19 protein-coding genes are annotated in these 19,105 nt (G+C 69.1%); 11 read left to right on the forward strand and 8 right to left on the reverse strand.

Annotated features, from left to right (window positions below; all coding sequences use genetic code 11):
* The first annotated feature begins 138 nt into the window (after positions 1-138).
* Positions 139-2,727 (forward strand): ATP-dependent Clp protease ATP-binding subunit, encoded by a 2,589-nt coding sequence (locus ABZU72_RS03355; protein ID WP_355017495.1) that lies wholly within the window; start codon positions 139-141, stop codon positions 2,725-2,727.
* Between the two features lie 138 nt (positions 2,728-2,865).
* Here ABZU72_RS03355 and ABZU72_RS03360 read toward each other — a convergent pair whose 3' ends face one another.
* Complete coding sequence (locus tag ABZU72_RS03360) at positions 2,866-3,732, reverse strand: A/G-specific adenine glycosylase (protein ID WP_355017496.1); 867 nt, start codon at positions 3,730-3,732, stop codon at positions 2,866-2,868.
* An 80-nt stretch (positions 3,733-3,812) separates the two neighbouring features.
* Between ABZU72_RS03360 and ABZU72_RS03365 the strand changes: the two genes are divergently transcribed.
* Positions 3,813-4,532 carry a hypothetical protein gene (locus ABZU72_RS03365; RefSeq protein ID WP_355017497.1) on the forward strand — a complete coding sequence of 240 codons (720 nt, stop codon included), beginning with the start codon at positions 3,813-3,815 and terminating at the stop codon, positions 4,530-4,532.
* Between the two features lie 80 nt (positions 4,533-4,612).
* Here the strand turns inward: ABZU72_RS03365 and disA are convergent, their stop codons facing one another.
* Together disA and radA are read right to left on the reverse strand one after the other, a co-directional pair.
* Positions 4,613-5,695 (reverse strand): DNA integrity scanning diadenylate cyclase DisA, encoded by a 1,083-nt coding sequence (gene disA / locus ABZU72_RS03370; protein ID WP_355017498.1) that lies wholly within the window; start codon positions 5,693-5,695, stop codon positions 4,613-4,615.
* Positions 5,696-5,783: 88 nt separating this feature from the next.
* Entirely contained in the window at positions 5,784-7,169 is a 1,386-nt protein-coding gene (gene radA / locus ABZU72_RS03375; RefSeq protein WP_355017499.1) for a DNA repair protein RadA, read from the reverse strand.
* 122 nt (positions 7,170-7,291) lie between these two features.
* On the opposite strand from radA, the gene ABZU72_RS03380 reads away from it, so the two are divergent.
* Both ABZU72_RS03380 and ABZU72_RS03385 read left to right on the forward strand, forming a co-directional pair.
* Complete coding sequence (locus ABZU72_RS03380) at positions 7,292-8,329, forward strand: LacI family DNA-binding transcriptional regulator (RefSeq protein WP_084100324.1); 1,038 nt, start codon at positions 7,292-7,294, stop codon at positions 8,327-8,329.
* A 28-nt stretch (positions 8,330-8,357) separates the two neighbouring features.
* Positions 8,358-9,518: an FAD-dependent oxidoreductase gene (locus tag ABZU72_RS03385; protein WP_355017500.1), complete on the forward strand. Its 1,161-nt coding sequence runs from the start codon at positions 8,358-8,360 to the stop codon at positions 9,516-9,518.
* 5 nt (positions 9,519-9,523) lie between these two features.
* Here ABZU72_RS03385 and ABZU72_RS03390 read toward each other — a convergent pair whose 3' ends face one another.
* The 5 genes from ABZU72_RS03390 to sigJ all read right to left on the reverse strand — a co-directional run bounded on the left by ABZU72_RS03390 (position 9,524) and on the right by sigJ (position 13,498).
* Entirely contained in the window at positions 9,524-10,288 is a 765-nt protein-coding gene (locus ABZU72_RS03390) for a M15 family metallopeptidase (RefSeq protein ID WP_355017501.1), read from the reverse strand.
* Positions 10,289-10,354: 66 nt separating this feature from the next.
* Positions 10,355-10,945 (reverse strand): class I SAM-dependent methyltransferase, encoded by a 591-nt coding sequence (locus ABZU72_RS03395; RefSeq protein ID WP_355017502.1) that lies wholly within the window; start codon positions 10,943-10,945, stop codon positions 10,355-10,357.
* A gap of 119 nt (positions 10,946-11,064) precedes the next feature.
* Entirely contained in the window at positions 11,065-11,721 is a 657-nt protein-coding gene (locus ABZU72_RS03400) for a VOC family protein (RefSeq protein WP_355017503.1), read from the reverse strand.
* Positions 11,722-11,809: 88 nt separating this feature from the next.
* Complete coding sequence (locus ABZU72_RS03405) at positions 11,810-12,571, reverse strand: hypothetical protein (RefSeq protein WP_355017504.1); 762 nt, start codon at positions 12,569-12,571, stop codon at positions 11,810-11,812.
* A 36-nt stretch (positions 12,572-12,607) separates the two neighbouring features.
* On the reverse strand, positions 12,608-13,498 hold the full coding sequence (gene sigJ, locus ABZU72_RS03410; protein ID WP_355017505.1) for an RNA polymerase sigma factor SigJ: 891 nt from the start codon (positions 13,496-13,498) through the stop codon (positions 12,608-12,610).
* A gap of 131 nt (positions 13,499-13,629) precedes the next feature.
* Here sigJ and ABZU72_RS03415 point away from each other — a divergent pair, with 131 nt between their 5' ends.
* The 7 genes from ABZU72_RS03415 (at position 13,630) to ABZU72_RS03445 (ending at position 19,084) form a co-directional block, all read left to right on the forward strand.
* Positions 13,630-14,220: an NAD(P)H-dependent oxidoreductase gene (locus tag ABZU72_RS03415; RefSeq protein WP_355017506.1), complete on the forward strand. Its 591-nt coding sequence runs from the start codon at positions 13,630-13,632 to the stop codon at positions 14,218-14,220.
* A complete protein-coding gene (locus ABZU72_RS03420) occupies positions 14,217-14,648 on the forward strand; it encodes a nuclear transport factor 2 family protein (protein WP_355017507.1) in 432 nt (143 codons plus the stop codon). Before ABZU72_RS03415 ends, ABZU72_RS03420 begins: the two co-directional genes overlap by 4 nt.
* Before the next feature lie 162 nt (positions 14,649-14,810).
* On the forward strand, positions 14,811-16,073 hold the full coding sequence (locus tag ABZU72_RS03425; protein ID WP_355017508.1) for an MFS transporter: 1,263 nt from the start codon (positions 14,811-14,813) through the stop codon (positions 16,071-16,073).
* A gap of 45 nt (positions 16,074-16,118) precedes the next feature.
* The gene (locus tag ABZU72_RS03430) at positions 16,119-16,706 is read left to right on the forward strand and encodes a MarR family winged helix-turn-helix transcriptional regulator (protein ID WP_355017509.1); all 588 of its coding nucleotides are present in this window, start codon (positions 16,119-16,121) and stop codon (positions 16,704-16,706) included.
* Positions 16,699-17,196 carry a hypothetical protein gene (locus ABZU72_RS03435; RefSeq protein WP_355017510.1) on the forward strand — a complete coding sequence of 166 codons (498 nt, stop codon included), beginning with the start codon at positions 16,699-16,701 and terminating at the stop codon, positions 17,194-17,196. The genes ABZU72_RS03430 and ABZU72_RS03435 overlap by 8 nt, the downstream gene beginning before the upstream one ends.
* Before the next feature lie 149 nt (positions 17,197-17,345).
* Positions 17,346-18,302 (forward strand): Ppx/GppA phosphatase family protein, encoded by a 957-nt coding sequence (locus ABZU72_RS03440; protein WP_355017511.1) that lies wholly within the window; start codon positions 17,346-17,348, stop codon positions 18,300-18,302.
* 11 nt (positions 18,303-18,313) lie between these two features.
* Positions 18,314-19,084 (forward strand): sugar phosphate isomerase/epimerase, encoded by a 771-nt coding sequence (locus ABZU72_RS03445; protein ID WP_355017512.1) that lies wholly within the window; start codon positions 18,314-18,316, stop codon positions 19,082-19,084.
* Positions 19,085-19,105 lie beyond the last annotated feature (21 nt).

The following is a 19,105-nucleotide window of genomic DNA, read 5'->3' on the forward strand; positions in this document are numbered from 1 at the left end:
GTGACCCGGCGTCTGTCCGGCGTACGGAACGCGTGTTCGCTCTCAGCGCACGGACTGCGTTGTGTTGTCGGGAACGCGTAGGCTGTCTGCGGGGTTGAATCTTGGTGACGCCCCAGAATTCTTAGGAGAGATGCGTACATGTTCGAGCGGTTCACTGACCGAGCCCGCCGGGTGGTCGTGCTGGCCCAGGAAGAGGCCCGCATGCTCTCCCACAACTACATCGGGACCGAGCACATCCTGCTCGGCCTGATCCACGAGGGAGAAGGCGTCGCTGCCAAGGCCCTCGAGTCCCTCGACATCTCGCTCGAGGCGGTGCGCAACCAGGTCGAGGAGATCATCGGCCAGGGCCAGCAGGCACCGTCCGGACACATCCCGTTCACGCCGCGTGCCAAGAAGGTGCTCGAGCTGTCCCTGCGCGAGGCGCTGCAGCTCGGCCACTCCTACATCGGCACCGAGCACATCCTGCTCGGCCTCATCCGTGAGGGCGAGGGCGTCGCCGCCCAGGTGCTGCAGAAGCTCGGCGCCGACCTCAACCGGGTCCGCCAGCAGGTCATCCAGCTGCTCTCGGGCTTCCAGGGCAAGGAGGGCCAGGCCGGCACCTCCGGCGCGACCGCGTCGACAGGCACGACCTCGACCGAGGCGCCTTCCTCCAGCCTCGTGCTCGACCAGTTCGGCCGCAACCTCACCCAGGACGCCCGCGAGGGCAAGCTCGACCCGATCATCGGTCGCGAAGGCCAGATCGAGCGCGTGATGCAGGTGCTGTCGCGGCGTACGAAGAACAACCCGGTCCTCATCGGCGAGCCCGGCGTCGGCAAGACGTCGATCGTCGAGGGCTTGGCCCAGGACATCGTCAAGGGCAACGTTCCCGAGACGCTCAAGGACAAGCAGATCTACACGCTCGACCTGGGCGCGCTCGTGGCCGGTTCGCGTTACCGCGGTGACTTCGAGGAGCGCCTGAAGAAGGTGCTCAAGGAGATCAAGACCCGCGGCGACATCGTGCTGTTCATCGACGAGATCCACACGCTCGTCGGTGCCGGTGCGGCCGAGGGCGCGATCGACGCGGCGAGCATCCTGAAGCCGATGCTGGCTCGTGGTGAGCTGCAGACCATCGGTGCGACGACGCTGGACGAATACCGGAAGTACCTGGAGAAGGACGCCGCTCTCGAGCGTCGTTTCCAGCCGATCCAGGTGCCGGAGCCGACGATCGCGGTCGCGATCGAGATGCTCAAGGGCATCCGCGATCGTTACGAGGCCCACCACCGGGTCACGATCACCGACGAGGCCCTGGTCGCTGCGGTCACCATGGCCGACCGCTACATCTCCGACCGGTTCCTGCCGGACAAGGCGATCGACCTGATCGACGAGGCTGGCTCGCGCCTGCGCATCCGCCGGATGACGGCCCCCGCCGACCTGCGGGAGTACGACGACAAGATCGCCGACGTGCGCCAGCGCAAGGAGGCCGCGATCGACGGCCAGGACTTCGAGGCCGCGGCCCGTCTGCGCGATGAGGAGAAGCAGCTCATCGCCAAGAAGGCCGAGCGTGAGAAGGCCTGGCGTGCCGGCGACATGGACGAGGTCGCCGAGGTGGATGAGGAGCTCATCGCCGAGGTCCTCGCCGTCGCGACCGGCATCCCGATCGTGCAGGTCAACGAGGAGGAGTCCGCTCGACTGCTGCGCATGGAGGACGAGCTCCACAAGCGCGTCATCGGGCAGGACCAGGCGGTCAAGGCGCTGTCCCGTGCCATCCGACGCACCCGTGCCGGCCTGAAGGACCCGAAGCGCCCCGGCGGTTCGTTCATCTTCGCCGGTCCCTCCGGTGTCGGTAAGACGTGGCTGTCCAAGACGCTCGCCGAGTTCCTCTTCGGTGACGAGGACGCGCTGATCCAGCTCGACATGTCGGAGTTCGGTGAGAAGCACACCGTCTCGCGGCTCTTCGGCTCGCCTCCGGGCTACGTCGGTTACGAGGAGGGTGGCCAGCTCACCGAGAAGGTGCGCCGCAAGCCGTTCTCCGTGGTCCTCTTCGACGAGGTCGAGAAGGCTCACCCGGACATCTTCAACTCGCTGCTGCAGATCCTGGAGGAAGGTCGCCTGACCGACTCCCAGGGCCGCGTGGTCGACTTCAAGAACACCGTGATCATCATGACCACCAACCTCGGCACGCGGGACATCGCGAAGTCGGTCAACCTGGGCTTCTCCCAGGCCAGCGACGTCGCGGGCTCCTACGAGAGGATGAAGTCCAAGGTCTCCGACGAGCTCAAGCAGCACTTCCGGCCTGAGTTCCTCAACCGTGTCGACGAGGTCATCGTGTTCCCGCCGCTGTCGCAGGAGCAGATCGTCGCGATGGTCGACAACATGATCGCCGCCGTCGAGATCCGCCTCAAGGACCGCGACATGGGCATCGAGCTCACCACGGCCGCGAAGAAGGTGCTCGCCGAGCGCGGCTTCGACCCGGTTCTGGGTGCTCGTCCGCTGCGCCGCACGGTTCAGCGCGAGCTCGAGGACGTGCTCGCCGAGAAGATGCTCTACGGCGACATCGGCCCCGGCGAGATCGTGCTGGTCGACGTCGAGGGTGAGGGTCCTGCCGCGCAGTTCACCTTCAAGGGCCAGAAGCGCTCCGTCGTCCCGGACGTACCTCCGCTGGAAGGTGCGACGGTCTCCGATATCGAGCTCCCCGACCAGGACGAGCCGACGACGGTGGACAAGCCGAAGCCCGCCGAAGGCGAGTAACCCGAGACGTCACTTTCTGACGTCGAGAAGTCAGTTATCGACGCCGAGTGGTCAGAAGTTCTGGCCACTCGGCGTCGTTTCTCTTCCAGCGCTTCAAAAAGTGACCTTTCGCTGTCAGAAAACGACTTCTCGGCGGGGTTAGGGGAGGGCGAAGAAGTCTGGTTCCACCTCGGTGGCCAGGTTGTCTTTCAGGAGGCCTTCCAGAGCCCGTTGGCGTTGGGTTTCGTCGGACCAGACGACGTCGAGACGGCTGCGGTGGACGGGGGAGTCGGCGTCGCGGAGAACGGCCATCAGGCGGCCGCGGCACTGACGGTCGGTGCCGGCCCAGGTCTGGACCTTGCGAGGCGGTCCGTCGTACGCCGGGTGGCCAGCCGCGCGCCAGGCGCACTGGTCCGCGACCGGGCATCGGGCGCAGGACGGGTTGGCGGCGGTGCAGACGAGGGCGCCGAGCTCCATGACCGCGACCGACCAGGTGGCGGCGGTCGGCTCGTCCTGCGGGAGTACGCCGGCGGCGAGCTCGCGCTCGGCCTTGTTGACCGACTGCGCGGGGAACTCGACGCCGCTCAGCGTCCGGGCGAAGACGCGGCGTACGTTCGTGTCGAGGACCACGTGGCGCTTGCCGTAGGCGAAGGTCGCGATCGCCGCCGCGGTGTAGTCACCGACGCCCGGGAGCGCGATCAGCTCGTCGTACGTGGCCGGCACCTCGCCGCCGTGCTGCTCGACGATCGCGGTGGCGGCCGCGTGCAGCCGCAGCGCCCGGCGTGGGTAGCCGAGACGGCCCCAGGCGCGTACGGCCTCGCCGGTCGGCTCCGCGGCCAGGTCGGCCGGGGTCGGCCAGCGCTCCATCCAGGCTTCGTGGATGGGGAGCACGCGGGAGACCGGGGTCTGCTGGAGCATGAACTCGCTGACCATCACCGACCATGGTGTCGCGGTCGCGGACCGCCACGGGAGGTCGCGGGCGTTGGCGTCGTACCAGTCCAGGACGGCGTCGTGGAGAACTGTCACACCCAGATTGTGCCGTGCGACAGGTATTGCCACGGAGTGGCACCCCGAAACCTGGGCACCGGATCATTACGGTGTCGCCTATGGCCCGCTCGAGAAGGACTGGAGGACGGCTGCCGGCCTCGGTCTACTGGCGCCGGCGGCTGGCGGTGCTCAGCATCGTCCTGCTCCTGATCGTCGGGATCTCGCGGTTTTTCCTCAGTGGTTCCGACGGCGCGGACGACACCGCGACCCCCGTGGCCGACGAGCCCACGGCGACCGTGACGGTCACCCCGACGCCCAGTGCGAAGCCGTCGAAGAAGGCGGGCAACGCGGGCGGCAACAACAAGCCCAAGAAGCCGAAGAGCAGCGCGCCGCCGGAGCCGACCGGCGAGTGCTCGCCCTCCGACATCGTCGTCGAGCCGGCAGTCACCGACGCCTACTCCTACGACAACGTGACCATCCCGCTCCAGCTGCGCACCGTGAAGGCGTCTGCGTGCACCTGGAAGCTGTCCGCGGACGCGCTTCAGGTGCGCATCTCGCAGAAGGGCGGCGACCTGGTCTGGTCGACGGTCGACTGCGCCAAGGCGGTGCCGACCAAGGAGATCGTCGTACGCCGCGACGTCGTCACCACCCTGCCCCTGACCTGGACCGGCCGCCGCGTCGTCGCCGGCGAGTGCACCGGCCACGGCCCGTGGGTGAAGCCGAACTTCTTCGTGATCGTCGCCTCCGCCCTCGGTGGCGAACCGTCATCGGCCACCTTCGGCCTCTACAAGCCGGGCACCGCCCTGTCGCGTACGGAGCCCGACTCCCCGGTCAACTAACAGCCGAGGCGTCACTCCCGTCGGCCGAGATGGCACGAGCGTGCCGCCTCGGCCGACGTAGCTGACGCCTCGGCGAAGGGTCAGACGTAGCGTTCGAGGATGGTGGACTCGGCGAGGCGGGAGAGGCCCTCGCGTACGGAGCGGGCGCGGAGCTCGCCGACGCCCTCGACGGCCTGGAGGTCGTCGACGCTGGCGGAGAGGAGCTTCTGCAGGGTGCCGAAGTGGTCGACGAGGCGGTCGACGACGGCGGGTGGGAGGCGGGGGACCTTCGCGAGGAGGCGGTAACCGCGCGGGGCGACGGCGCCGTCGAGAGCGTCGGAGGTGGTCAGGCCCAGGACCCGGGCGGTGGCGGCGGGGTCGACGAGCTCGGCGGAGTTGAGCGCCTCGAGCTCGGCCAGCAGCTCCTCGGGGCTGCGGGCGCGACGGCCGCGGGGGAGGTAGTCGCGGATGACCATCTCGCGCTCAGCGTCGACGCCGGTGATGAGCTCCTCCAGCTGGAGGGACAGCAGCCGGCCGTCGGTGCCGAGCTCGAGCACGTAGTCCTCGATCTCGCGGGCGATGCGGGTGACCATCTCCAGGCGCTGGGCCACGACGGCCACGTCGCGCACGGTCACCAGATCCTCGATCTCGAGCGCCGACAGGGTGGAGGCCACCTCGTCGAGGCGCAGCTTGTAGCGCTCCAGGGTCGCCAGCGCCTGATTGGCACGGGAGAGGATCTGGCCGGAGTCTTCGAGGACGTGGCGGGTCTGCCCGACGTACGCAGCGATGATCTGCATCGACTGGGACACCGAGATCACCGGGTGACCGGTCTGCTTCGCGACCCGGTCGGCGGTGCGGTGCCGGGTGCCGGTCTCGGTCGAGGGGATGGTGTGGTCGGGCATCAGGTGGACTGCGGCCTGCACGATGCGGCTCAGCGAGTCGTCGACGATGATCGCCCCATCCATCTTGGCGAGCTCACGCAGGCCGGTGGAGGTGAACGGAACGTCGAGGGTGAAGCCACCGGTCGATATCCCATCGACCATCTTGTCGTAGCCGAGCACGATCAGTGCGCCGGTGCGGCCGCGGAGAATCCGCTCGAGCCCGTCACGCAGCGGTGTCCCGGGCGCGATCAGAGCAAGCGTCTCGCGCAGTCGGATGGAGTCCGCGGTGCGGTCGGCGGGCACGAGATTCCTTTCGGAGTGGGATGAGGTGATTCTAACCGTGGATCCAACCGTAATGCCGAGAACGTTCGGCCACGAGTCACCAAGCCGATCACACCAAGCGGAGGAATTCCAGCGCACCACTGATGCTGTGCACCTCAAAGACACGCATCCCGTCGACTTCCCGCTCATTGGGACGGTTGGGCACTGGCGCCCCAGGATCGGCCGGGACGACGGCCACGGTGAACCCGAGCCGTGCCGCTTCGGAGAGCCGCTGGTCGAGATCGCGCACCCGGCGCAGCTCGCCGGCGAGGCCGATCTCGCCGAGCGCGACCACCCCGCGTGGCGTCGGCGTGCCGGTATGGCTCGACGCGACCGCGAGCGCCATCGCCAGGTCGGCGGCCGGGTCACTGATCCGGGCCCCGCCGACGGTCGAGGCGAACACGTCGCGACCGGAGAGGCCGACCCTCGCGTGGCGCTGCAGCACGGCGAGGATCATCGCGAGCCGGGAGCCGTCCAGCCCCGAGGTCGTACGCTTCGCCCGCTCCTCCGCGCCCAGCACGGTCAGCGCCTGGATCTCGGCGAGCAGCGGCCGGCGACCCTCCATCGTCACGGTGACGCACGTGCCGGGGACCGAGACGTGATGGGTCTCCACGAAGAGGCCCGACGGGTCGGTGACCGCGACGATGCCTTCCGAGGACAGGTCGAAGCAGCCCACCTCGTCGATCGGGCCGAAGCGGTTCTTCATCGCCCGCACCATCCGGAACCGTGAGTCGCGCGCGCCCTCGAAGTGGAGGACGACGTCGACCAGGTGCTCCAGCACCCGCGGCCCGGCGATCGCCCCGTCCTTGGTCACGTGGCCGACCACGACGGTCGTGATGTTGCGGGTCTTGGCCACCCGGATCAGGGCTGCCGCCACCTCGCGCACCTGGGTCACCCCGCCGGGAACGCCCTCGACCCCGGATGCGCCGATGGTCTGCACCGAGTCGACCACGATCAGCTCGGGCCGGCTCTCCTCGATGTGGGTCAGCACGGCACCGAGATCGGTCTCGGCGGCGAGATAGAGCTCGTCCTGGATCGCGTTGGTCCGGTCGGCCCGCAGCCGCACCTGCGAGGCGGACTCCTCGCCTGTCACGTACAACGCACGGCGTCCGTAGCGCGCCGTCTGCGCGGCCACCTCGAGCAGCAGCGTCGACTTCCCGACGCCCGGCTCACCCGCCAGCAGGATCGCGGCGCCCGGCACCAGTCCGCCGCCGAGGACCCGGTCGAGCTCGGGCACCCCCGACGTACGCCGCTCCGACTCGGTCACCGACACGGTCCCGATCGGCACCGCCGCGGTGGAGACCGGAGCCGCCTGCGTACGTCCGATCGGGGCGGCCGCCTCGGCGACCGACCCCCACGCCTGGCACTCGCCGCAGCGGCCGACCCACTTCGCTGTCTCCCAACCGCACTCGGAGCAGCGGTAGGTGGCGCGTTTGGACGAGCGAGCGGTAGCCATGCCCAGCAACCTAGACCAAGGCACCGACAGGAATGGGACCGAAAGCATCGTGCGGGGTCAGCCTTCGTTACCATGGCTTGGAACGATCCAGAGTTCCACATCGGCATCAAGGGAGGCAGAGCGTGGCGGTGCCGCGTTCCGGCGGTCATATCTCGGCCGCTCCGCCGACCCTGGCGGACGTCGCGGAGTTGGCCGGCGTGTCCCGGCAGACGGTCTCCAACGCGGTCAACAACCCCGATCTGCTGCGTGCCGACACCCTGGCCAGGGTGCAGGACGCGATCGACAAGCTCGGCTATCAGCCCAACCGCGCCGCGCGCAGCCTGCGCACGCGAGCGAGCCACCTGATCGGCCTGCGTATGCCAGCCCTCCAGGAGGGCACGGCCAACGCGATGATGGACCGGTTCGTGCACAGCTTCGTCGAGGCCGCGGCCGAGACCGGCTACCACGTGCTCCTCTTCTACGGTGACCCTGCCGACCCGCTCGACGGTTACGACGAGCTGCTCAGGTCGACCGCGGTCGACGCGTTCGTCGTGACCGACACCCACCTCGGCGGTCAGCAGACGACCTGGCTGCAGTCGCGCCGGGCGCGGTTCGTCTCCTTCGGGCGCCCGTGGACCCAGCCCGACGCCAAGCATCCGTGGGTCGACGTCGACCTCGCCTACGGCGCCGAGATCGCCACCGAGCACCTGATCGAGCGCGGTCACTCCAAGATCGCCTGGATCGGCTGGCACAAGGACTCGCTCCTGGGTGAGGAGAGACGAAGCGGCTGGATCCACGCGATGCACACCCACGGCCTCTCGACCACCGGCCTGGCCTCGCGCACCGAGGACTCGATCAGCTCGGGCAAGGCCGCCGCCGACGCGATCCTCGACGAGACCGAGCCCACCGCGCTCGTCTGCGCCTCCGACACGCTCGCGATGGGTGTGCTCCACGCGCTCTTCGAGCGACGGCTGCGGCTCGGTGAGGACATCGCGGTCGTCGGCTTCGACGACTCCCAGGTCGCTCAGACGGTGCCGCCGGGCATCACGTCCGTACGTCCTCCGCTGGAGGAGGCCGCGCGCGAGCTGGTCAAGGCGCTCGAGGAGCTGCTCGCCACCCCGTCCTACGCCGCGCCCGGCGTGATGCTGAAACCCGCCCTGACCGTCCGCGGGTCTTCTTAGTTCACCGCTTCCGAGCGACGATGGCGTCATGGGAACTGAGCAGATCGTCGTCATCGGTGCTGGTCTTGCCGCGGTCAGCGCCATCGAAACCCTTCGTGACGAGGGGTACGCCGGCCGCCTGACCCTGGTCGGGAAGGAACCGGAGCTGCCGTACGAGCGACCGCAGCTCTCCAAGGACTTCCTCTCCGGTGCCAAGGAGTTCAAGCTCTCCCACGACGAGGCGTGGTTCGCCGAGAAGGATGTCACCGTCCTCACCGGCACCATCGCGACCGCCCTGGACCTGGACAACGGGACCGTCACGCTCGACAACGGCGAGCAGCTGCCCTTCGGCACGCTCCTCCTGGCGACCGGCGCCGAGCCGAAGACGCCGCCGATCCCCGGCATCGAGAACGCGACGACCCTCCGCACCGTCGAGGACGCCCGCCGCCTCAAGGACGCGATCAAGCCCGGCACCAGGGTCGTCACGGTCGGTGGCGGCTGGATCGGCCTCGAGGTCGCGGCGTCGGTGACCGCGCTCGGTGGGGAGGCGGTCGTGCTAGAGGCGGCCGCGCAGCCGCTCCTCAACGTCCTCGGCCCGGTCCTCGCCGAGCACGTCGCCGACCTCCACACCCGCCACGGCGTCGAGATCCACACCGGCACGACCGTCGAGGCGATCGAGCCGGGAATCGTACGCACCAGCGCCGGCGAGATCCCCGCCGACATCGTCCTCGTCGCCGTCGGGGCCGCACCGGCCACGGAGCTGGCCGCCGACGCCGGCCTCGAGGTCGGCGACGGCATCGTGGTCGACGAGGGGCTGCGTACGTCTGATCCTCGGGTCTTCGCCGCAGGCGATGCCGCGCTCGCGAAGCACACCGTGCACGGCCTGCTGCGGGTCGAGCACTGGGACAACGCGATCCGGCAGGGCCGGCTGGCGGCCCGGTCGATGCTGGGGAAGGGCGGCGCCTACGACTGGCAGCCCTACTTCTTCACCGACCAGTTCGAGTTCTCGATGGAGTACGTCGGCCGCTCCGCGCCCGAGGACGAGGTGCTGCTCCGCGGCAACACCGACGGTGACGAGTTCATCGCCTACTGGCGGCGCGGTGCGACCGTCACCGCCGGGATGAACGTCGGGATCTGGGACGTCAACGACAAGCTCCGCGAGCTGGTCGGGACCGATGCCGATCCCGACCAGCTCACCGAGTCACCCTGAGAGGGTCAGAAGCACTGCGAGGCGCTGTGGAAGACGCTCGACTGGATGCCGAGGTGGATGTGGTCGCTGTGGTCGGGGTAGCCGGGCCCGAGCACCTGCGGGAACGACTGGCGTGAGGCACGCGCGATGCCGCACATGGTCGTCGCGCTGCTACCGGGCACCAGATCCATGGCCCGGCCGTAGAGGTGGTTGCTGTTGGAGGCGCCGCCGACGGCGTCGTTGCACGCCCTCGAGCGGTAGGCCGAGGTCACCCGCAACGGGTTGTCGCCGAGCCGGTGCCGGATCGCCTCGGCTCGCCACATCGCCTGCATCAGGTTGGCCTTGACCTGTGCGACCGTCACTCCGGAGATCGGCGTCGGCCAGCCCCCGTAGCAGACGTCGTCGACCTCGCTCCACGCGAAGTGGACCGGGGTGCAGTCGTCGTCTTGGAGCGCGTAGATCTTGTTGAACGTGTTGGACCCGGCGACGCCGTCGGCGGAGAGACCGTAAGCGGCCTGGAAGTTGCGGACCGCGGTCGTCGTCGCCGGGCCGTAGGAGCCGTCGATCGAGAAGACGGTGCCGGAGGCCGCCCATCCGGCGACCCGGATCTGCAGCTGGGTGACCGCGCTGCCCGAGGACCCCTGCTGCAGGGTGCCGCTCCAGGTGTAGCAGGCGTCGGCGTGAGCCGGCGCGGCCGTGACGCTGACCGCGGCGAGGGAGGCCGCGACCGTGAGAAGGAGGGTGCCGATGACCGTGCCGAGCCGACGCCCGAGACGTGGGATTTGGTGCATGGTGAAACTCCTTTCCTTGGGGGGAGTCTCAATGGTCACGCTTTTTCCACGACCGTGTGCGGTGATTCAGAAACGCTTCCACCAGAGGTTCACCGCGTAGTCGACATACGTCCCCTGGTGTTCGTCCAGGATCGCGGCCGCGGTGGCGGCGTCGAACTCGATGCGTACGACCGCCTCGAGGTCTGCGCGCGAGCCGAAGGACCAGTCCATGTCGACGGGGACGCGTGTCCAGCCGTGCATCGACCAGAACCGCTCCTGCTCCTCCGGCGGCGGGACCTTCGGGTAGCCACGGCGGAACCATGCGCCGAAGCTCGACCGGGAGCCGTCGTTGTCGATCACCATCGCCACGCCGCCGCGACGCATCACCCGGTCGAGCTCGCCGAGCCCCGGCTCGGAGCCGGGGCCGAAGAAGTAGGCCCAGCGGGCGTGCATGACGTCGACGGAGGCCGGTGGCAGCGGCAGCCGCTGCGCGATCCCGTTGTGGACGGTGACGTTCGGGAGTCGTTTCGTACGCCGCCGGGCCAACGTCACGAGATCCGGATGGGGCTCGATGCCGGTGACGGTGCGGGCGGTCTCGGCGAACTTCGACAGGTAGAACCCGGTCCCGCAGCCCAGGTCGAGGACGTCGCGTCCGGCCCAGGGTCCGGTCTCGGCCATGGCCGCCCAGAGCCGGCCGTGCGGGTCGAGCGCACGGTTCTCGATCTCGTACGTCGCGGTGTGGTTCCAGATGTTGGGGGACGGGATCGCGCCCGTCGCCCCCGGCAGGTCGAGCCTCGTCAGATCCGGACCTCGCCGCGGGGCGTGACGAACTGCGCGGCCAGGAGACCGGGGGTGCCGTGCTCGGCGACCCAGTCGATGTGGACGTTCTCGGCGGGCTTACCGGTCCAGGGATCGACGCGTTCCTTCAGCTCGTCGCCGAGGTAGTCCTTGACCCGCTCGGGGTCGCCGGAGATCTCCAGGCACGTGAGGGTGATGTCGGAGCCGGCGTTGCCGGGGTGGAGGTCGGGGGTCTCCCACTTGATGAAGTAGGGCAGCTGCGGGTCGGCGATCAGGCCGTTGATGCCGATCTGCTGCCAGTGGAGCTCGCGGCCGTCGGGGAGGTGACGGTTGCCGGGAACCGCCTTGCGGCCGAGCCGCTCCTCGATCGGGGTCATGTCGTCGACGCCGACCACGAAGCCGATCCAGCCGCCGCCGAGCGCGGAGCGGGCCTTGACGGCCTGCCCGAACGGGGCCTTGTCGCTGGCCGGGTGCTCGAGTGCCTCGACGACCTCGAGGTAGAGGCCGCCGCGCATCGGGAGGATGTAGTTGCGGGTGCCGAAGCGAGGGTGGACGCCGCCGTCGACGAACTCCTGGCCGAGCAGCTCACCGAGCTGCTTGGCGGTCTGTACCAAGCCATCGGGTCCTGCAGCGTACGAAACATGGTCCAGGCGCATGTAACGATTCTGAACTCTCGCTGAGAGAGAGACCAATCCAGGGTCACTATCTCTTGATGTCGAGATACACCGGGGGGTTCAGCGCCGCTCAGCGCGGGCTGGCGGGATGGAGCGCCAGCGCGGACCTCGACCGGACGTGCGCCTCGCAGTGACGGACGAGCTCGGCGTACGCCGCCTTGCCCATCAGTTCGGTCAGCTCGGCCTGATTGGTGAGGTAGACGGGCTCGACGGCGACGTGGGCCTCGGTGTTGCCGGAGCAGTACCAGTCGAGGTCGTGGCCGCCCGGACCCCAGCCGCGCCGGTCGTACTCGGTGATCGTCACCTCGGTGTAGGTCGTCCCGTCGGTCAGCTCGACATCGCGGAACGTACGCCGGATCGGCAGCTGCCAGCACACGTCCGGCTTCGTCTCGAAGTGCTCCCGACCCTCGGCTGCGGCCAGGATGTGGAGCGCGCACCCCGATCCGCCGGCGAAGTCGGGCCGGTTGGCCAGGACGCACGACTCCTGCCCACGAAACTCCGTTACCCGGGTCTTCCGCTCGCCTTCGTCGTCGAGCTCGACCCAGTCGTCGGTCTCCACTTCACGCCCCGGGTGCTGCTCCCACAGCTCAGGGGTCAGCTTCTGGACGAATCCCGCCGTCCGGGCCTCGTCCTCCTCGTCAGCGAAGTGCGCCCCCAGCGTGCAGCACCCCACGTCCGGTGAGCTCTTGAACATCCCCGGGCAGCCGTTGCCGAAGATGCAGGAGTACGCCGACGTCAACCAGGTCAGGTCGCAGCGCATCCGCTCGTCCGGGTCGTCGGGGTTCACGAACTCCACCCACGCACGCGGGAAATCCAGGGGTACCTCAGGCACCTGCCAAGCCTACGTGGTCGATCGATGTCCGACGGTTCACCGAGCGCTCCACGGACGCAGCTTCTCGGGGTTGCGTACGGCCCAGATGCGGGTGATGCGGCCGTCGGCGACGTCGAAGGCGTAGACGGAGACGGTGGCGCCGTCCAGCTCTCCGACCAGGCCGGGCTGGCCGTTGACCGAGCATTCGCGCAGGGTCACCGCCGGGCCGCGAGCGGCGATGTCCATCCAGGCACCGGCGATCTGCTCGGCGCCGCTGATCGGTTCGAGGAAAGCGAGGGCCAGGCCGCCGCCGTCGGCGGTGGCGATCGCCTGGGGGTCGAGGAGCCCGACGAGGGCCTCGATGTCGCGCGACTCCCAGGCCTGCTTGAAGCCGCGGACCAGGTCGGTGCGCTCGGTGGTCGACGGGTCCCGTGAGGTGTCGATGCGGCGGCGGGCGCTGGAGGCGAGCTGGCGGCAGGCCGCCGGGGTGCGTCCGACGACGTCGGCGATCTCGGCGAAGGTGTAGCGGAAGATGTCGTGCAGGACGAAGGAGACCCGCTCGGCGGGTGTCATCGAGTCCAGCACCACCAGGAAGGCCATGCTGATCGACTCGTCGAGCGTGACCCGGTCCGCGGGGTCGGCAGGGGCCGACTCGGTGCCGTCGAGCCAGCCGCCGGGCACCGGCTCCGGGATCCAGTCGCCGACATAGTGCTCCCGCCGGGCTCGTGCGGAGCCGAGCAGATCCAGGCAGATCCGGCTGGCGACCGTCGTCATCCACGCGCCAGGAGAGGCGATCGCCTCCCGTTGCTTCTCGGACAGGGCGTACCAGCGGGTGTAGGTCTCCTGGGCCACGTCCTCTGCCTCGGCGAGCGAGCCGAGCAGGCGGTAGGCGAGGTTGATCAGCTGGCGGCGCTCGCTGATCACCTCTGCGAGGTGCGGGTCGGTCATGGTGACTCCTTCGTCTGCAGGTCTACAACCCAACCGACGAAACAGCGACCCGATCTGTGAGACCACCTGACATTCCGTACGTCTCCTTCGTCGGAGGGGCAGCAGACCCATCACGGAGAAGGAGTCCGGACATGATCAGCATCGGCATCATCCTCGGCAGCACCCGCCCCAACCGCAATGGCCCACAGGTCGCCCGGTGGGTCCACGACCTGGCCTCGCGCCGCGACGACGCGACCTTCGAGCTGATCGATCTGCTCGATCACCCGCTCCCGCACCTGGACGAGCCCGTGCCGCCGATGTTCGGGCCGTCGGCCAACCAGCACACCCGCGACTGGGCCGCGCGGATCGCCCCGTTCGACGGGTTCGTGATCGTGACGCCGGAGTACAACGGCGGTATGCCCGGGGTTCTGAAGAACGCCATCGACCACGCCTGTGCGGAGTGGACGAACAAGGCGGTCGGCTTCGTCTCCTACGGAGTCAGCGGCGGCGCTCGGGCGGTCGCCCAGCTGCGTACGGTCTGCGGGACGCTGGGCATGGCCGATGTGAGCCGCCCGGTGGAGCTCTCGCTGTTCACCGACTTCGAGAACCACACCACCTTCGTGCCCGGGGAACGTCACGCGGACGCGCTGACCGCCACGCTGGATCAGGTCGTCTCGTGGAGCACCGCGCTCGCGCCGCTGCGCGAGGGCAGCCTGGCCGGGGCCCAGGCAGGTCGGTCATGAGTGCGCACGAAGAAGCCGCGATCCGCGGCCAGATCGAGAAGGTCATCGACGGGCTGCGAGCCAAGGACCTCGACATCCTGCGAGAGCCGTACGCCTCCGATGTCGTGTCCTTCGACGTCGAACCGCCGCTCCAGCATGTCGGGATCGAGGCGAAGCTCGCCAGCTGGGCGCGCGTGTTCCAGGTCTTCGAGACCGTGGACTACGAGCTGCGGGATCTGACGCTCAGCATCGGCGGCGACGTGGCGTTCGGGTACGCCTTCGGCCGGCTCAGCGGGACGATGAGGAACGGGGTCGCCGCGGCCGGTATGTGGGTGCGGGTCACCTACGGGCTGCGCAAGATCGACGGCTCGTGGAGGATCGCCCATGACCAGGTCTCGGTCCCGTTCGACATCGTCAGCGGCACCGGGGTGGTCGATCTCGAGCCCTGACCGGCGCCCACCTCGGCGATTCCGGGTGGCCGGGGTGGGCGGCGTATTCTTGTAGGGACGGAGCGACTGCTCCGTATCCATTGTGTGTATCACCTCGCGCTGGCCCCGCCGGCGGACCAAGGCGGCACAGAGCCGCGGTTCGCAGCGGGAGGTTCGAAAGAGATGTCAGTGCAGGGCGAGCAGAGTCTGGTGCGCGCCGTCGGAGGGACGTACTTCCCACTCGCGCTGGTCGCGCGGATGCCGTACGCGATGATGGTCGTCGGTGTGCTGACGCTGGTCGTCGCCGGCCGCGACTCGCTGGCGCTCGGCGGTCTGAACTCCGCGATGGTCGGGATCGGAGCCGCGTCGTGCGGCCCGCTCCTCGGCGCCGCGGTCGACCGGTTCGGTCAGCGGCGCGTGCTGCTGGTGGTCGGCGCCGCGAGCAGCGCGATGCTGGCCGCGATGGCCTGGGTGGTCTACAGCCCGCTGCCCGACGCGGCCGTGCTGGCGGTGGCCTTCCTGGTCGGCGCGACCGCCCCACAGATCGCGCCGTTGTCGCGGTCGCGGCTGATGGCGATCATCTCCGCGTGCATCGTCCCGGGACGTCGCGTGCGGGTGATCAACTCGACCATGGCCTACGAGTCGGCGGCCGACGAGATCGTCTTCATCGTCGGTCCCGTCGTCGCGGGCGTCCTCGCCGTCACGATCGACCCGTGGGCGCCGGTCGTCGCCGCCGCGGTGCTCACCCTGATCTTCGTCTCCGCCTTCGCCCTCCACCCGAGCGCCGCGACCGCACAGGCCTCGTCCGGCCGTGCGCCGGCTGCCGGCTCCGTGCGTGAGCTCGCCCGTCCGCGCGTGGTCGTCGTCGTGGTCGGCATCCTCGGCGTCGGGCTCTTCTTCGGCTCGATGCTCACCTCGCTGACCGCGTTCATGGCCGACCACGGGCGTCCTGAGGAGGCCGGCCTGGTCTACGCCGCGATGGGCGTCGGCTCGGCCGCGCTGGCGCTGGGCGTCGCCGTCTTCCCGGTCGGCTTCACCTCGGCCGCGCGCTGGCTGGTCTTCGGCGGCCTGATGCTCGCCGGCGCCCTCGCCCTGCCGGGGGTGTCGTCGGTGACCGGGATGGTCGTCGCGCTGCTCGTCATCGGTCTCGGGATCGGGCCGACGCTGGTCACGCAGTACGGCCTCGGTGCCCGCCGCAGCCCGGTCGGCCGGTCGGCCACCGTGATGACCATGCTCGGCTCCGCGGTGATCCTCGGCCAGTCCCTCGCCTCCGCCGTCACCGGCGGCGTCGCCGAACGTTGGGGTACGGAGGCGGCCCTGGCCCTGCCGGCCGCCGCCGCGCTCGTCGTCGTGCTCGCCGGGCTGGTCAACGCCCGAATCGGGGAGCGGGCTGTACCCGCTGCGGCTCCCAGCCCCGAGCGCGCGGTGGCCACCGCCGACCGCTGAGCGGGTCCATGACGTTTTCGTAAAACGCACGGTATGGTTCGTTTTATGAAAACGTCGAGTCCGACTCTTCTGCCTCTGCTGCGTTCGCGGCTGCAGGGAGAAGTGCTGGCGTGGGTATTGCTCCACCCCGGCGAGCAGCCGAGCCTGTCAGAGATTGCGGCCGCGGTCGGTACGACGGTCCCGACGGTCAAGCGCGAGGTCGATCGCTTCGAGGAAGCGGGCCTGGTCAAGAGCACGGTACGTGGGCGCAATCGGACCGTCACCCCCACCACGGACCATCCTCTGTACCGCCCGCTGGCTGAGGTCATGGCGCTGACTTTCGGGCCCGTTGGACTGCTCCGCGAGGCACTCGAACAGGTGTCAGGGATCGACGACGCCTTCATTCACGGCTCATGGGCGGCTCGCTATGCGCAACAGCCAGGTGCCGTGCCTGGGGACATCGACCTGCTGGTGATCGGGACCCCCGACCGCGACGAGTTGTTCGAGGCGATCGAGCCTGTCGAGCGGACGCTGCGTCGCGAGGTGAACTATCGTGCGGTGACGCCGGAGGCGTGGATAGCTGACGGGGGCTCCTTCAAGGCGACGATCCTGGCCCGTCCTCTCGTGCATCTGATTGGAAACGGCGATGACTGACCAGCCTGAAGAGGCGCCCGGACACTGGCCTCAAGGCGACGCAGAGATCGACACGATGATCGACCACGGCGATCTCGAGCGGGTCGCCCCGTCGACAGAGCATGCTGATCTGCTGATGAGCCACGCCGACGAGCACCTCGAAGCAGCCAAGCTGATGTTGGACACACATCCCACTTCAGCGTTCCCGCTGATCTACGACGCAGCACGGAAGGCGCTCACCGCAACTCTCGCCAAGCAGGGGCTTCGACCGCACGCACGCTCGGAGATCGGCGCCCACAAGGCGACCCAGCAGGCCGTTCAGGCTCAGTTGGGGCGTGCCGCGGGCGTGGTACGCCCGTTCGGACCCATGCGGTTGCGTCGGCACGACACCGAATATCCGTCCCTGGGTGACGCACCCATCACCGTTGGTGAGACCCGACAGGCCCTGGACGATGCGATGGGCATCGTTGAGGCAATGAAGAAGTTGCTTCCGCGCCTCGGGCCGTTCTGACTCATCGCCGTGACAAGGGATCGGATTGCGAGTCACCTGGGATGGCATGTTCCGGTGACGTACAAGGTGCACCAGCGCGATCGTTGGTAGCGCCTCGTACATGAACAGGGGTTCCGCGCGGATGACGGTGTGGCACTAAAGTCGAACTTATGCGTCTGGGCGTACTCGACATCGGATCGAACACGGGACACCTGCTCGTGGTCGACGCCCACGGCGGGGCGGCCCCGTCACCGGCGTACTCGTTCAAGCAGCCGTTGCGGCTGGCAGAGCACCTCGACGAGGCCGGTGATGTGACCGAGGCCGGGATCGAGGCGTTGACCGACTTCACTCGTGAGTCGGTGGCGGTCGGGGAGGAGAAGGGCGTCTCGGAGATGCTGGCGTTCGCGACCTCGGCGGTGCGCGATGCCGGCAACTCGCAGCAGGTGCTCGACCGCGTACATGCCGAGACCGGGGTCGAGATCGAGGTACTTCCCGGCGACGACGAGGCGCGGCTGACCTTCCTGGCCGTACGCCGCTGGTTCGGCTGGTCCGCCGGACGGCTCGCGGTCTTCGACATCGGCGGCGGATCGCTGGAGATCGCGGCCGGACTCGACGAGCAGCCGAACGTCGCCTGGTCGCTGCCGCTGGGTGCCGGCCGGCTCGCGCGCAGCTACTTCGGTGACCGGCCGACGGAGGAGGAGCTGCGAGAGCTGCGCCGGACGATCCGCGCCTCGATCGCCGACGACGCGGGCAAGATACTGCGCGACGGTCAGCCGGACATGGCGGTGGCGACCTCGAAGACGTTCCGCTCGCTGGCACGCATCTGTGGTGCCGCGCCGAGCGGTGAGGGGCTGCGGGTGCGCCGCGAGCTGCGGCTGGCCGAGCTGCGCGACTGGATCCCGAAGCTGTTGGAGATGTCGCTCGAAGAGCTCTCCGAGCTGCCCGGGGTCAGCCCGTCGCGGGCCCATCAGATCGTGCCCGGTGCGCTGGTCGCCGAGGCGTGCCTCGACATCTTCGACGTACCCGCCTTCGAGATCTGCCCGTGGGCGCTGCGTGAGGGTCTGATCCTCGACCGCCTCGACCACCTGTCCTTCATCGGCAGTTCCGATTCTGGAAGGTCCGACTAGGAGGCCCCGCGATGATCTCGCTGTCGACGTCCTCGACCTATCCCGAGTCGACCGCCCGCGGCTTCGCCTATGCGGCCGAGGTGGGGTACGACGGGGTCGAGGTCATGGTCGGCATCGACGCGCTGTCGCAGCAGACCCATGCGGTCAAGCAGCTCGCCGAGCACCACGGCCTACCCATCGTCGCGATCCACGCGCCGACCCTGCTGTTCACCCAGCAGGTCTGGGGCTTCGAGCCCTGGGGCAAGCTCGAGCGGTCGGCCGAGATGGCCGTCGAGGTCGGTGCGGGGGTGGTCGTCGTACATCCGCCGTTCCGCTGGCAGCGCGAGTACGCGGCCGGTTTCGTGGAGGGGATCGCCACGCTGGAGCGCTCGACCGGGCTGCGGTTCGCGGTGGAGAACATGTATCCGTGGCGTGCGGCCAAGCGCGCCACGCAGATGTACCTGCCCCACTGGGACCCCTCGACCGAGGACTACGCCAACACCACCATCGATCTCTCCCATGCCGCGATCGCCGGCGACGATGTGATCGAGATGGCGAAGCGGCTCGGGTCGCGGCTGCGGCACATCCACCTCACCGACGGCAGCGGCTCGGCCAAGGACGAGCATCTCGTGCCCGGGCGGGGCCGCATGGGCGCCGACCGCTTCCTGCGCCATCTGGCTGCCTCGGGGTTCGACGGTGAGATCGTCCTCGAGATCAGCACCCGACGCGCCCACTCCCGCGCCGAGCGCGTCGCCGCCCTTCGCGAGTCGCTCGAGTTCGCGCGGAAGCACTTCCAGGTCTGACCTTCGCTGGTCGAGCCACCC

It is taken from the genome of Nocardioides sp. NPDC004968 (genome assembly GCF_040608935.1).
Classification (GTDB): domain Bacteria; phylum Actinomycetota; class Actinomycetes; order Propionibacteriales; family Nocardioidaceae; genus Nocardioides.